The organism is Eubacterium sp. AF17-7 (assembly GCF_003461285.1).
Taxonomy (GTDB): domain Bacteria; phylum Bacillota; class Clostridia; order Lachnospirales; family Lachnospiraceae; genus Eubacterium_U; species Eubacterium_U album.
Genome location: NZ_QTWU01000012.1, coordinates 26,749 through 41,063, shown reverse-complemented (window position 1 = coordinate 41,063; position 14,315 = coordinate 26,749). Strand labels below are relative to the sequence as shown.

The 14,315-nt window shown below is 32.3% G+C and carries 12 protein-coding genes; 1 reads left to right on the top strand and 11 read right to left on the bottom strand.

The window, feature by feature from the left end; all coding sequences use genetic code 11:
* Nucleotides 1-95: 95 nt before the first annotated feature.
* From DWW96_RS10295 to rho, 11 genes are all read right to left on the bottom strand, one after another.
* Nucleotides 96-1,583, bottom strand: a complete 1,488-nt coding sequence (locus DWW96_RS10295) for a DUF1846 domain-containing protein (RefSeq protein WP_022088264.1) — start codon at nt 1,581-1,583, stop codon at nt 96-98.
* A 250-nt stretch (nt 1,584-1,833) separates the two neighbouring features.
* Nucleotides 1,834-3,432 carry a hydroxylamine reductase gene (gene hcp / locus DWW96_RS10290; RefSeq protein WP_199522689.1) on the bottom strand — a complete coding sequence of 533 codons (1,599 nt, stop codon included), beginning with the start codon at nt 3,430-3,432 and terminating at the stop codon, nt 1,834-1,836.
* A 95-nt stretch (nt 3,433-3,527) separates the two neighbouring features.
* Complete coding sequence (locus tag DWW96_RS10285) at nt 3,528-4,826, bottom strand: putative ABC transporter permease (RefSeq protein ID WP_117910338.1); 1,299 nt, start codon at nt 4,824-4,826, stop codon at nt 3,528-3,530.
* A gap of 92 nt (nt 4,827-4,918) precedes the next feature.
* Nucleotides 4,919-5,395 carry a GNAT family N-acetyltransferase gene (locus DWW96_RS10280; protein WP_117910337.1) on the bottom strand — a complete coding sequence of 159 codons (477 nt, stop codon included), beginning with the start codon at nt 5,393-5,395 and terminating at the stop codon, nt 4,919-4,921.
* 149 nt (nt 5,396-5,544) lie between these two features.
* On the bottom strand, nt 5,545-6,903 hold the full coding sequence (locus tag DWW96_RS10275) for an MATE family efflux transporter (protein WP_117910374.1): 1,359 nt from the start codon (nt 6,901-6,903) through the stop codon (nt 5,545-5,547).
* A gap of 385 nt (nt 6,904-7,288) precedes the next feature.
* A complete protein-coding gene (locus DWW96_RS10270; RefSeq protein WP_117910336.1) occupies nt 7,289-7,750 on the bottom strand; it encodes an 8-oxo-dGTP diphosphatase in 462 nt (153 codons plus the stop codon).
* 57 nt (nt 7,751-7,807) lie between these two features.
* Nucleotides 7,808-8,884, bottom strand: coding sequence for a peptide chain release factor 1 (gene prfA / locus DWW96_RS10265; protein WP_117910335.1), 1,077 nt, complete (start codon nt 8,882-8,884; stop codon nt 7,808-7,810).
* On the bottom strand, nt 8,877-9,746 hold the full coding sequence (gene prmC / locus DWW96_RS10260; RefSeq protein WP_117910334.1) for a peptide chain release factor N(5)-glutamine methyltransferase: 870 nt from the start codon (nt 9,744-9,746) through the stop codon (nt 8,877-8,879). Before prmC ends, prfA begins: the two co-directional genes overlap by 8 nt.
* Entirely contained in the window at nt 9,736-10,734 is a 999-nt protein-coding gene (locus DWW96_RS10255) for a DUF1385 domain-containing protein (protein ID WP_117910333.1), read from the bottom strand. The genes prmC and DWW96_RS10255 overlap by 11 nt, the downstream gene beginning before the upstream one ends.
* 142 nt (nt 10,735-10,876) lie before the next feature.
* Nucleotides 10,877-11,077 (bottom strand): 50S ribosomal protein L31, encoded by a 201-nt coding sequence (rpmE, locus tag DWW96_RS10250; protein ID WP_022088236.1) that lies wholly within the window; start codon nt 11,075-11,077, stop codon nt 10,877-10,879.
* A gap of 156 nt (nt 11,078-11,233) precedes the next feature.
* Nucleotides 11,234-12,835, bottom strand: coding sequence for a transcription termination factor Rho (gene rho, locus DWW96_RS10245; RefSeq protein ID WP_117910332.1), 1,602 nt, complete (start codon nt 12,833-12,835; stop codon nt 11,234-11,236).
* Nucleotides 12,836-13,097: 262 nt separating this feature from the next.
* Here rho and DWW96_RS10240 point away from each other — a divergent pair, with 262 nt between their 5' ends.
* Nucleotides 13,098-14,246: an NADP-dependent malic enzyme gene (locus tag DWW96_RS10240; RefSeq protein WP_117910331.1), complete on the top strand. Its 1,149-nt coding sequence runs from the start codon at nt 13,098-13,100 to the stop codon at nt 14,244-14,246.
* The last annotated feature ends 69 nt before the right edge of the window (nt 14,247-14,315 follow it).

The following is a 14,315-nucleotide window of genomic DNA, read 5'->3' as shown; positions in this document are numbered from 1 at the left end:
TTTACCTCAACTTTCCCTGCTTATTTTAACCGGTTATCAATCTAAGAAAAATTAATAACCGGTTATTTTAATGTTTATATTTATTATTTTGCAAATTAGTGTTTATGATATTTTCTTCCATCTTCTTCGTATTTAGGTTCACATGTAAGCTGTATTCCTAATCTCTTAAATGTCTGTTCATCTACTGATGTAAGCAATACTGTAGAATGTGCCTGACATCCTTTTAACTTATGTAACTGCTTCATCGCTACTTTTGCAACTTCACTATTTGCTGCTGTTGATGATAAAGCAATTAAAATTTCGTCTGTATGAAGTCGTGGATTCTGACTTCCTAAATACTGTGTCTTTAATGTCTGAATCGGTTCAATTGCCTGTGGTGATACCAATTTAACATCATCTTCAATTTTACCTAATTTCTTAACTGCATTTAATAAGGCTGCTGCAGATGAACCAAGCAAATCACTTGTTTTTCCTGTAATCATTGTTCCATCTTCAAGCTCAATAGCTACTGCAGGACTACCTGTTTTTTCTTCAATTTCTTTAGCTACTTTTGCTACTTTTCTGTCATCAATAGTAACTCCTGCCTGCTGCATCAAAAGTTCTAATTTATATATATCATCTTTTGTTTCACCATTACGTTTTTTATCGCATAAACATTTATAATATCTTCGTAAAATTTCCTGCTGTGATGCTTCACAACATACTTCATCATCCACAATACAGTTACCAGCCATATTAACACCCATATCTGTAGGTGATTTATATGGACTTTCACCTGCAATAAGTTCAAACATTGCATTAACAACAGGGAATATTTCTATATCTCTATTATAGTTAACTGTAGTCTTTCCATACGCTTCTAAATGAAATGGATCAATCATGTTTACATCATTAAGATCTGCTGTTGCTGCTTCATATGCAAGGTTAACAGGGTGCTTAAGTGGAATATTCCATATAGGAAATGTTTCAAATTTAGCGTATCCTGCTTCAATTCCTTTTTTATGCTCATGATATAACTGTGAAAGACATGTTGCCATCTTTCCACTTCCGGGACCCGGTGCAGTAATAACTACTAAAGGTCTCTCTGTTTCTATATAATCATTCTTTCCATATCCTTCATCACTTACAATATGATTTACATCGCTTGGATATCCCGGAATCTTATAATGTCTGTATGACTTAATTCCAAGTTCTTTTAATCTCTGTTGGAATAATTCTGCTGATGGCTGTCCTGCAAATTTTGTAAGGCATACACTTCCTACAAAAAGGCCAACTGACTGAAATTCGTCAATAAGTCTTAATACATCTAAATCATATGTTATTCCATAATCGCCTCTTACCTTATTTTCTTCAATGTCTTCCGCACTAATTACTATAACAACTTCTGCCTGGTCTTTTAACTGTAATAACATCTGTAATTTTGAATCAGGCTGAAATCCCGGAAGAACTCTTGATGCATGATAATCATCAAATAATTTTCCACCAAATTCTAAATATAACTTGTTTCCAAATTTTTCAATTCTCTCTCTGATATGCTCTGACTGCATTTTTAAATACTTGTCATTATCAAATCCAATTTTCATTTACTTAACCTCTACCTTTTCTAATTGACTTTAGAATAATTCCGAATTAAATTCTTATTTCTATTCAATAATTACATAAGCATCCTCTTCGGCTAATAAATCTTTTGTTTTAATCTCATTTTCCTATTCTAGCAGAAAAACATTAATAAATGAAGAGTCTATATATTAATTTATCTAAAAATAATAACAGTCCGGCCATATAGCATAAACTGTAATAATCCCTGCTATTGTATGGTCGAACTGTTTTATTTTACTTATTTGACATAATTTTTTCTAAATCTTTATCCGGTGTACTAATAGGTGAAATGTTATAATTTTCCACTAAATAATTCAATATATTAGGTGATATAAAAGCAGGAAGTGTCGGTCCTAAATATATGTTTTTAATTCCAAGATGTAATAATGTTAATAAAATACATACAGCTTTTTGTTCATACCATGATAAAATCATTGATAATGGTAAATCATTAACTTCACATTCAAATGCCTGTGCTAACGCAATTGCAACTTTTATTGCTCCATATGCGTCATTGCACTGACCCATATCCATAATTCTTGCTAGTCCGTTAATATCTCCCAAATCCAAATCATTAAATCTGTATTTACCACATGCAAGCGTCAAAATAATAGAATCTTTTGGTGACTGTTTAACAAACTCCGTATAATAATTTCTTCCGACTCTTGCTCCATCACATCCTCCAACTAAGAAGAAATGACTTATTTCTTTGTTCTTAACTCCTTCAATAACCTTATCTGCAACTCCAAGAATAGTTCCATGTCCAAATCCTGTCATAACATATCTTCCACCGTTTATTCCCGTCATAACTTTATCTTCTTCATAACCGCCAAGTTCAAGTGCCTTATTTATTACAGGAGTAAAGTCCTTGTCTTCTCCGATATGAACCATTTCAGGATACGAAACAACTTCCGTTGTAAATACTCTGTCTGCATAACTTTGCTTAACCGGCATTAGACAATTAGTTGTAAATAATACAGGTCCTTTGATATCATCAAATTCCTTTTGCTGATTCTGCCATGCAGTTCCAAAATTCCCCTTCAAATGAGGATATTTCTTTAACTCCGGATAACCGTGTGCAGGAAGCATTTCTCCATGAGTATATATATTTATTCCTTTTCCATCTGTCTGCTGTAATAACAATTCTAAATCTTTTAAATCATGTCCTGAAATTACGATAAATGGTCCTTTTTCTATAGTCAATGGAACTTTTACCGGAGTAGGATTTCCATAACTTTCTGTATTTGCCCTATCAAGTAATTCCATGCATTTTAAATTCTTTTCTCCCACTTCAAGCGCTACTGGCAAAAGTTGTCCAATTTCCATATCATAAGTAATAACAGATAACGCTTTATAAAAGAATCCGTTTACATCCTCATCCTCATATCCTAAAACCATTGCATGGTACGCATAAGCTGCCATTCCTCTTATTCCAAACAAGATAAGTGATTTTAATGAGCGGATATCCTCATCCTCATTCCACAACAAATTCATATCATAATCTTCTGTACTTCCACAAGGCATCGCACACGCATTGCAATTTGGTGCAATTGCATTTTTTTCTAAATGAACTTTTTGTATCATTTCCTTTAATGTATCATCATTAAAATTAACATTTGTTATCGTTGTAAATAATCCCTCTATTATAATTTTATCTGTTTCTTTTCTTTTAGGATTGTGACTTGTACTTTTTGCCAGACCGATTAACGCTCCTGTGAGTTCATCCTGCAATTTAGATGTATCCGCTGACTTACCACACACTCCCATTGCTCCTGTACAGCCTGTACAACCGGCTGTCTGCTCACATTGAAAACAAAACATTTTATTATCCATCTATTAAAATTCCTTTCTGATGTAAAATTATCACATGCAGATAGTATTATAATTCGAATAACATTTCTGTTGTTTTAACAACATTATTTTAATTTTTATTTGGCATTTTTTGCATTTGGATATATTTTTTCCATTCTGGCATCATTGTAATTATCATCAACCCATATCTGCCACTGCTTTGTTGCCACTATTCCATTTTCTCTCTGGTCATATCTATGAAGCACCATGCATGTCGCAACGACATCAACACTCATAAATATAATCAATACCCATGTACATATTTTTCCCGGCTTTACAGGAATTTTTTCAATTATTGCTGATAATTTAGGGTAACATATTTTAAACCATACAACTGCTGCCATTCCCCAGAAGAAGCAATATAAAAGATTTATTCTTCCTCCTAAGTTAAATGGTATTTTGCTGTAATCCCAAAATATCTTTCCAAATACAATTTCGGTAAATACACTACATAAATATTCGTATGCTCCCCCTAAACAGGTTCCCATTACAAATAAGAAACTATCACTTTTTTCTCTATATTTATAGAGCATAGCCGTTACGATTGCAATTGCCAAGCCCCACACTATACTGAACTGTCCCCATATTACACTGCTTCTTCTCATCCATACTCCTGCCGTTGCTCTGCAGAATATCGTTTCTGTTACATCTCCAAGAAATGAGCCGATAAAAAACAGTAATGCAATTTTATAAAAATCACATCCCCTTGCAAATACACTCTTATCCTTTTCCTTTTTCTCTACTTTAGAAGATTTTGGATAAGCTTTATCTATACGCAGATTTATTCTTTTGGCAATCCATTTTTCAAGTTTTAAACTAATTTCCGTAAATTTATTATTTGCTTCAATTATTTTATCTACGCCTTTACCTTCAAATTTAATAATAATTGAAGAAAATACTATATCTGCAATAAGGCATCCTGTTATAATCCATAAAATTATATGCATTAAAAGTTCCGGAAATAATTTGTACAAATCAAGTAACAGACTATCTCCAAACTTAACAACTATGTATCCTAGCACGCCCCATACTGCTGCCATTGGAACGCATACATATCCTTCAAAATTCCATTTAATATCTGAATAATCCCACCATTTTTCGTGGTATATTTTTTCAACTAAATGTCCGCCAAACCATTCAACAACAGATGCATATATAGCTGCAAATAAAATCAACCAAATTCCTGTAAGTTCGTGTAATGTTGTTGATATTAAAACTGCACTGATACCATATATAATACAAAATGGTCCATTTATAAGACCTCTGTTAACTACTTTTCTTTCCTTTATTGTTGCAAATACTGTTTCTAGAATCCATCCTAAAAATGAATAACTTAAAAACAGCCACATAAGTTCATATACTGACAGATTGTCCATATTACTTTCTCCTTAGTTCTCCCTAAATTTATCCTTGTGATATATGTCTGTAAAAATCTATCACATATACCAATTCTTTACCATGAATATCCCTATTTAAGAATCACTTCCATCTGTGTTTCCTTTACAAACATTCCCACCTTTTCATAAAATGCACGGGCATTATCATTTCCTTCCCATACATTTAACGTAACATCATAACATCCTATTGATTTAGCATATTCAAGAACATATTTATACAAAATTGTTCCAATATGTTTTCCTCTGCAATTTTCGTCTACACACAAATCATCAATATGTAATGTTTTAAAATCAACCATATTTGTACTAAAAGGTTGTTTTTTTATTACACAAAATGCATAACCTACAACTTCATCATTATCTATAGCTACAAATACCGGTGTTTCATCATTTTGAAATATATTAGTTAGTTCTTCCCTTGTATACTTTGTTGTACCTGATATAAATATGTCAGGTCTTAACTTCGCATGTAATTCGAGTACCTCACTTAATAATATGCTCACTTTATCAATATCTTTAATTTCTGCTCTTCTAACTGTAATATCCATTGTACTTCTCCTTATGGCTTTTACTCTTGCACAAATGCCCATTAAATAAAAATATTTCTCTGACACTTGTATCTGTCTGCAGAATATAAATAATTAATACTTTTTCTACATACTTTATATAATACAACAATATATACATACATTTCTACCTATTTATTAAGACTTTGTATTTTTCTCCTATCAATCCTCTTCATAAACACACACGCAATAACACATGATACTGCCTCTGCTATCGGAAATGTCATCCATACTAACCATATGTAGCTTATATCTTTTATTGCAATTAAAGAAAATCCCCATGCAACAGGAAGAACAAATAAGAACTGTCTGCATATTGAAATAAATAGTGATTCCATGCCACCTTCAAGTGCCTGAAATATTCCCTGAAAAGCAATATTTGCACCTGCAAATACAAAACTTATAGAAATTACTCTTATCGCACTAACGCATAATTGTTGCGTAACACCTGACAACCCAAATATCTTAGCAAATGGATTTGCAAAAATTTCCAGCACAACAGTTCCTACAACCATTATAATTAAAGTATAAATCAAACCATATTTTATTCCGTCCCTAACTCTTTCTTTACTTCTCATTCCATGATTAAATGATACTATCGGAGTAATTGCATCTCTTAAGCCAAATGCTGCAAACAAAATAAACTGTTGAATTTTATAGTACAATCCATATGCAGTAACTGCTGTTTCACTTATTCTAACAAGTATTATATTTAATCCGTATGTCATAAATGACATTAATGCCTGAGCTATGATTGCAGGTAAACCAATCATATATATCTCTTTTATTATTTTTGCTGATGGTTTTAAATTTTTAATTATTCCTTTTATTTCGACATTAAATTTTATATGGAAAGCAATCGCTGTTAAAACTGACACTACCTGACCTATAACAGTTGCATATGCCGCGCCTGCGACTCCCATTTCAGGAATTCCTAGCAAACCATATATTAAAATAGGGTCTAAAATCATATTTGTTACAGCCCCTAGTATTTGTGCTATCGTTGAATATAATGAGCGCCCTGTTGCCTGTAGCATTTTTTCAAATATTGAAAAGAACACTATTCCTATAGATAAAGTACAGCATATTTTCAAATATTGTATTGCCATATTTTTTATTAATTCATTACTTGTCTGTGTAGATACATAGAAATCTGCTCCAAATATTCCGAAAACAAGAAATATTAAATAAATTATTGTTCCTAAAAATATTGTATTTCCTGCTATCATAGATGCTTTTTTCAGATTTCCACTCCCTAAATTTTTCGAAAGCAATGCATTCATTCCGACACCTGTGCCTATTGCAATCGCAACCATCATCATCTGAACAGGAAACGCCAATGTTAAGGCATTCAAAGCTGCTTCTCCATTTTCATGCATATTGGATACAAATGCACTGTCAACAATATTATACACAGCCTGTAACACCATCGATAAAATCATAGGTGCTCCCATTGTCAGCATCAATTTGTTTACCTTCATCGTCCCCATTTTGTTTGCTTCCTTGTTTTCTTCCACTTTTCCCTTTACCTCCTATGTTTAAAATGAATTCCCAAAATTCATAAAATTAAATCAATCCGGCTTCGTCAATTTTTTATTTGTTGTTATACACACGACTTCGTCTTATATAACATAAAAGAGCGCAAATCCATATCTGGATTTACGCTCTTAGCCACTCGATTCGTTTGATATTTTAGCAAATTTCTTTTTAAATTTCAAAGGCTTTTTTTAATATATAACGATTAAAAATTAAGTAATTTTGATTTTTTGCTTATAATTGTTCCTTATTTTTTTGTTTTTCTTCCATTATATCAACAATCTGCTTTTTACTTAATACTATCATTTAGTAAGCACCTCATAAGCTTTCATATTTTGTTTAATAAAAAACAATATTATTTTCTACTAATTTATCTCCCTCATATACCAATTTTAATGAAAAGAATCTTTTCTCATCATTTAACAGTAATTTCAAAAATATTGCATCCCCTTCCCATGTTGGCAAATTAGGTACTACTTTTTTATCTACCCATTTAAGTTCTCCCTCATCGCATTCAATTATATTTCCTGTAAACTTATCCGCAGTAAATAGGCACATGGTTTCCGATTCACATTCATCACTGATAAATGTTACAATTCCTCTGAATTTATATGAAGTAAGTATTAGTCCTGTTTCCTCTTTTACCTCTCTTACAAGACATTCTTCCGGTGATTCCCATTCGTTAGCATGTCCACCTACTCCTATCCACTTGTTTTTATTAATATCTTCTTTCTTTTTCACACGATGAAGCATCAAATATTTTTCATCATTTTCTATATAACAAAGAGTTGTCATCTGCATAATTCTACCCTCACTTTTTTATATAAATATGAGCCATCTTTCGATGGCTCAAAAAATTTATACTTCATTTTCCATATTGCTAAGCTTTGCTGCCTGATCTGCTGCTATACAGTTATCGATTATTTCATCAAGATTTCCATTCATTATTTCATCTAATCTATGTGATGTAAACTTAATTCTATGATCTGTTACTCTTCCCTGTGGGAAATTGTAAGTTCTTATCTTTTCTGAACGGTCACCGGTTCCTACCTGACTTCTTCTTGCTGCTGATTCAGCATCCTGCTTCTTTTGAAGTTCAAGTTCGTATAATCTTGCTCTTAATACTTTAAGTGCTTTATCCTTATTTTTTAACTGTGATTTTTCATCCTGACATGAAATAACAATTCCTGTTGGAATATGTGTAAGTCGTACAGCTGAATCAGTTGTATTTACACACTGACCACCGTTTCCTGATGCTCTAAACACATCAAATTTACAATCATTCATATCGATTTCTACATCTACTTCTTCTGCTTCGGGCATAATTGCAACAGTTGCTGTTGATGTATGAATTCTTCCACCTGATTCAGTTACCGGAATTCTCTGTACACGATGTACTCCACTTTCATATTTCAACTTAGAATATGCACCCTGACCGTTAATCATAAATACAACTTCTTTAAATCCACCTAAACCATTTTCATTTAAAGAAATCATTTCTGTTTTCCAACGATTCTTTTCTGCATACATACAATACATTCTGTAAAGTTCAGCAGCAAATAACGCAGCTTCATCTCCACCTGCACCGCCACGGATTTCTACAACAACATTTTTATCATCATTTTCATCCTTTGGTAAAAGTAAAATCTTTAACTGTTGTTCCATTTCTTCAACTTTTGCCTTAGCTTCATTTAATTCTTCTTTAGCTAATTCACGCATATCGTCGTCATTTTCTTCTTCAAGAATTAAAAGACTGTCTTCAACATCCTGCTTAGCCTGTTTATATGTCTTATACGCTTCAACAATTGGTGCTAAGTCGCTTTGCTCTTTCATTAATTTTCTAAAATTATTCTGGTCATTTGCCACGCTTGGATCGTTTAACATTTCTAATATTTCATCAAATCTTTCCAATATACCATCTAATTTATCAAACATTTTCTTCTCCTTTTCTCGCAATCACAACTCTGTCATTTCCTGACAAATCTTTATACACATTAATATCTTTAAAATTATACTGTTTCAAAATATCGGGAACTGTTTTTCCCTGATCATAACCAATCTCATAAAAAATCATCCCGTCATCTGACAAATATTCATTTAACTTTTCCGATATTTTTTTATAAAATATCAATCCGTCTTCATCACCATCTAAAGCCATCATCGGTTCATGATTTTTTACTTCTTCCATAAGCGTTTCAATATCACTTTTTCTTATGTATGGCGGATTTGATACAATTATATCATATTTACCTGATACATTTTCAAATAAATCTGATTCAATAAATGTAACTTTTGCATCTAACTGCTTTGCATTATCAATTGCAACTTTTAATGCATTTTGGGACAAATCTACTGCTGTTACATCTACATTTTCAGCAAGTTTTTTTATTGAAATTGCTATGCATCCTGAGCCGGTACACATATCTAATACTTTAACTTTCTTGCCTTGAATCTTTTGTTTTAAATAATTTAAAACCATTTCAACTAAAAGTTCCGTATCCTGTCTTGGAATCAATACATCTTCATTCACATTAAATGATAATCCCATAAATTCCTGCTTACCGGTTATGTGCTGTAAAGGAATCTTATTACAACGCATATCTATAAATTTAAAAAACTTATCTGCATCCTCTTTATTAACTAATCTTTGAGGATTGATAAAATACTGTACTCTTGTAATCCCTAAAACTTCTTCTGCTAAAAGCCACGCATCAACAGTTGCATCCAAATCAGATGCTTTCTGCAATTTTTCTATTCCATCTTTTATCAAATCTTTTAATTCAAATTCAGTCGACATCTTCTTCTCCTGAAATTTCATCCAAAACTTCTATTCCATTGCTTTTCAAATAATCTTTCCAGTCAAATACTTCCTCAACTGCCTTAATTGCAACTTCAATCATATCATCAGTTGGTTCTTTAGTTGTTATTTTCTGCATCCATATTCCGGGTTTACTTATTAAATTAACAATAAAATTATCGCTACTACCTGCTAATCGGATAATCTCATATGAAACACCTGCAATTACAGGTATTAAAATTAATCTTATTGTATATTTAATCCAAACTACATCCGAGCGAATGAAGATAAAGAACAAAATACTAATTATCAAAACTATCAACATAAAGCTTGTTCCACATCTTTTGTGAAATCTCGAACTTTCTCTTACATTTTCTACAGTTAATATTTTTCCATTTTCAATACAGTTAATACATTTATGCTCTGCTCCATGATACATAAATGTCCTTCTTATGTCTTTCATTAATGATATTAACAGCATATATCCGATAAAAATAACCATCTTGGCTATTCCCTCTATTACTGGAACCTGTCTGTTTCCTATTCCCGGAACAAATCTTTCAAACATATCCGCTATAAATAACGGTAACATCATAAATATTAATACTGAAAATATAATAGAAACTGCTACTACACATCCCATTATTACATTCTCAGCTTTCTCACCAAATTTATTAATAAGCCACAATTCTAATTTGCCAGGCTCTTCTTCTGTTTCATCATCATCTTCAAAAAAAGATGCTGAATATGTAAGAGATTTTATTCCAAGCACTAGGGAATCAATAAAACTAAATACTCCTCTGATAAAAGGAGCTCCCAAAATTTTGTTTTTCTGTGAAGCACTTTTATATTGCTTCTTTTCTACCTCAATTGTATTATCACTTTTTCTTACAGCTACAGAATACCAGTCCTTATTTCTCATCATAATTCCTTCTATAACTGCCTGTCCTCCTATTCCGGAAGAACCTAATTTATTTTTATTTTTCATAAATGTCCTCATTCATTATAATCGCACAAATAAAAATATTAAATATCCCTATTTTCATAATCAGATTATGCTTCTAACCTGCATATCTTTACATAAGAAAATAGGTTGAGAACAAAAATTCCCAACCTGTTATCCTTAATACTTACTGAATACCATATTTCTTATTAAACTTATCAATTCTACCACGAGCTGAAACTGCTTTCTGCTGTCCTGTGTAGAATGGATGACATGCTGAACAAATTTCAACATGAATATCTGACTTAGTTGAACCTGTTACGAATGTGTTACCACAGTTACATGTAACGGTTGCCTGCTGGTAATCTGGATGGATTCCTTCTCTCATTACATTCACCTCTTCATTTCCTTAAATTAAATTTTATGCTTATTGGCAACGCCAATCCGTCTTAACTCAATAGCCTAGTCATTATAGCATATGCTTTTACTATTAGCAACCTTTTTTTATTAAATGTCACTTTATTTTATAATGATTCGACAAAAATTACGTGAATCTGTGAGCACCTGTTGAATTTGTTGGTCCATCATTATTTTTTATTTTTGAAATTTTTGAAATAAATTCTTTATTATTTTTTGTTCTATAGAATAAATTAATTATTCTTTCTGCCGCGTCTTCTTTCTTCATTCCATTAATTTCTTTTCTTATTACATAAGATGCTCCTAATTCTTCACTATCTAATAATAAATCTTCTCTTCTTGTACCTGACTTAATTATATCAATAGCCGGGAATACTCTCTTCTCAGATAATTTTCTATCAAGAACCAATTCCATATTACCTGTTCCCTTAAATTCTTCATATACAACATCATCCATCTTACTTCCTGTATCTACTAATGCTGTAGCTAGAATCGTCAGGCTTCCACCTTCTCTCATATTTCTTGCTGCACCAAAGAATCTCTTTGGCATATGAAGTGCTGCCGGATCCAAACCACCTGATAAAGTTCTTCCACTTGGCGGTACAGTCATGTTGTATGCTCTTGCAAGTCTTGTAATACTATCCAATAAAATTATTACATCATTTCCATGTTCAACTAATCTTTTTGCTCTTTCGATTACCATTTCCGAAACACGTTTATGATGCTCAGGTAATTCATCAAATGTAGAATAAATTACCTCTACATTCTCCCCTTCAATTGCTTCTTTTATATCTGTAACTTCTTCAGGTCTTTCATCTATTAATAAAATAATCATTTTCATTTCAGGATTATTACTCTGAATTGATTTTGCTACCTGTTTTAAAAGGGTTGTCTTACCTGCTTTTGGTGGAGACACAATCATTCCTCTTTGTCCCTTTCCAATTGGGCTGATAATATCAACTATTCTCATTGCCATATTTTCAGATGGTGTTTCCAAATGAAGTCTGTTATTAGGGAATATAGGAGTTAAATCTTCAAAATTTGGTCTGGAAATAACTTTTTCCAATGATTCATCATTTACTTTATCTAAATAATAAAGAGCTCCAAACTTTTCTGATTCTCTCTTTGCTCTTACTTTTCCTTCTAATATATCTCCTGTTTTCAAATTAAATCTTTTAATCTGTGATGGTGCCACATAAACATCATCATCTCCAGGCATATAGTTATCACATCTGATAAATCCAAATCCATCCGGCATAACTTCAAGTATTCCTGATTTAAAATCTCCTTCATCTGTTGGCTGAGGATCTCTCTTCTCATTTTTTTGCACCTTCTGTACCGGTTTATTTTCATTTTTAGAATGCGTTTTTATTATTCTATGTTCAGTCTTTCCTTCCAATTTATGTGAATTCTTTTTCTCTGTCTTTAACTCTTTATTACTTTCTGAATTTTTTTCTTTATTTTCTGACTTTTTTTTCTTTACTTCCTTTTCAGGCTTATCTTCTTTTTCTTCAGTACTTACTTCTGCTACCTGTATATTTTCTTTATTTTCATTATCAACTTCTTCTTTTTTGGCGGCTTCAGTCTGCTTTTTCTGATTTCGCTCATTCACTTCCAAAATCATATCTACTAACTGCTGTTTTCTTAACTTTGTTACACTTTTAATCCCATTTTCCTTTGCAATGGCTCGTAATTCGCTCACTGGTAATGACTGCAACTTTTCTCTCATAAATGCACCAGTCCTTTCACTATCTATCTGTTCAATATTTATTATTAAATCCGGGAAATGTGTGGGAAACCCACTTGAGTCTAGATTCTGTTTTTATATTAACACATCTTTTTTAAAAATAATAGTGTAATTTTTAAAAATGTGTTATGCTTATAAACAGGTGTTTAAATGTATTTTTTACTACTATACTTCAGACACCTGATTTTATGTATATGTTTAAAATATACATTTATTACTATTTATATTATATTTGGAGGTTATTATGACAACAGATGAAAAAGCTTTAAAGCTCCACGCTGATTTAGTAGGTAAAATCAGTACAGAAGCAAAATGTAAAATCAAAACACGTGAGGATTTATCAATTGCATATACACCGGGTGTTGCTAAACCTTGTGTTGAAATTGCTAACAATCCGGAAGATGTTTATAAATACACAATGAAGGCAAATACAGTAGCCGTAGTTTCAGACGGAAGTGCTGTTTTAGGTTTAGGAAATATTGGCCCTTACGCTGCCATGCCTGTTATGGAAGGTAAAGCTGTTCTTTTTAAAGAATTCGGTGATGTAAATGCCGTTCCAATTTGTCTTGACACACAGGATACACAGGAAATCATTGACACTGTTGTTAGAATTGCTCCCGGATTCGGTGGTATTAATCTTGAAGACATTTCTGCTCCAAGATGTTTTGAAATAGAAAGTAAACTTAAAGAATTATTAGACATCCCTGTATTCCATGATGATCAGCATGGAACAGCAATCGTTGTTCTTGCCGGTATTATCAACGCTTTAAAAGTTGTCGGAAAGAAAAAAGAAGATTGTAAGGTAGTTGTAAACGGTGATGGTTCTGCCGGTATTGCAATTTCAAAATTATTATTAAAATATGGTTTTAAAGACCTTACAATATGCGGTTTATACGGAATATTATCAAATGATGTTAAAGATTTAAACTGGGCTCAAAAGGAAATGGCTCAGGTAACTAACCTTGAAGGAAAAAATGGTGTTCTTGCCGATGCAATGGTTGGTGCAGATATATTTATTGGTGTATCAGCTCCAAACATCGTAACTAAGGAAATGGTTTCTTCAATGAACAAAGACGCTATTATATTTGCAATGGCAAATCCTACACCTGAAATTATGCCTGACCTTGCTAAAGAAGCAGGTGCAAGAGTCGTTGGTACAGGACGTTCTGATTTTCCAAATCAGGTTAACAATGTTGTTGCCTTCCCTGGAATTTTCAAGGGTGCTCTTGAAGGTCGTGCAAAGCAGATTACTGAAGAAATGAAATTAGCTGCTGCTAATGCAATTGCTTCTCTCGTTCCTGATGACCAGTTAAGCGAAAACTTTATTTTACCTGAAGCCTTCAATCCTGAAGTTGCCGAAGTAGTAAGCAAAGCCGTAAAAGAAAACATATAACACCAGATTCAAAAAAAGACTGCGTTCATGCTTGCATGAAAACGCAGTCTTTTTTATGAATCGCCAAAA

Bases quoted from the DNA above. Each gene is read 5' to 3' on its own strand.
- DWW96_RS10285 (WP_117910338.1), bottom strand. From the start codon at position 4,826: ATGGACAATCTGTCAGTATATGAACTTATGTGGCTGTTTTTAAGTTAT.
- DWW96_RS10280 (WP_117910337.1), bottom strand. From the start codon at position 5,395: ATGGATATTACAGTTAGAAGAGCAGAAATTAAAGATATTGATAAAGTG.
- hcp (WP_199522689.1), bottom strand. From the start codon at position 3,432: ATGGATAATAAAATGTTTTGTTTTCAATGTGAGCAGACAGCCGGTTGT.
- DWW96_RS10240 (WP_117910331.1), top strand. From the start codon at position 13,098: ATGACAACAGATGAAAAAGCTTTAAAGCTCCACGCTGATTTAGTAGGT.
- DWW96_RS10270 (WP_117910336.1), bottom strand. From the start codon at position 7,750: ATGCAGATGACAACTCTTTGTTATATAGAAAATGATGAAAAATATTTG.
- DWW96_RS10275 (WP_117910374.1), bottom strand. From the start codon at position 6,903: ATGGGGACGATGAAGGTAAACAAATTGATGCTGACAATGGGAGCACCT.
- DWW96_RS10255 (WP_117910333.1), bottom strand. From the start codon at position 10,734: ATGAAAAATAAAAATAAATTAGGTTCTTCCGGAATAGGAGGACAGGCA.
- DWW96_RS10295 (WP_022088264.1), bottom strand. From the start codon at position 1,583: ATGAAAATTGGATTTGATAATGACAAGTATTTAAAAATGCAGTCAGAG.
- prmC (WP_117910334.1), bottom strand. From the start codon at position 9,746: ATGTCGACTGAATTTGAATTAAAAGATTTGATAAAAGATGGAATAGAA.
- prfA (WP_117910335.1), bottom strand. From the start codon at position 8,884: ATGTTTGATAAATTAGATGGTATATTGGAAAGATTTGATGAAATATTA.
- rho (WP_117910332.1), bottom strand. From the start codon at position 12,835: ATGAGAGAAAAGTTGCAGTCATTACCAGTGAGCGAATTACGAGCCATT.
- rpmE (WP_022088236.1), bottom strand. From the start codon at position 11,077: ATGAGAGAAGGAATCCATCCAGATTACCAGCAGGCAACCGTTACATGT.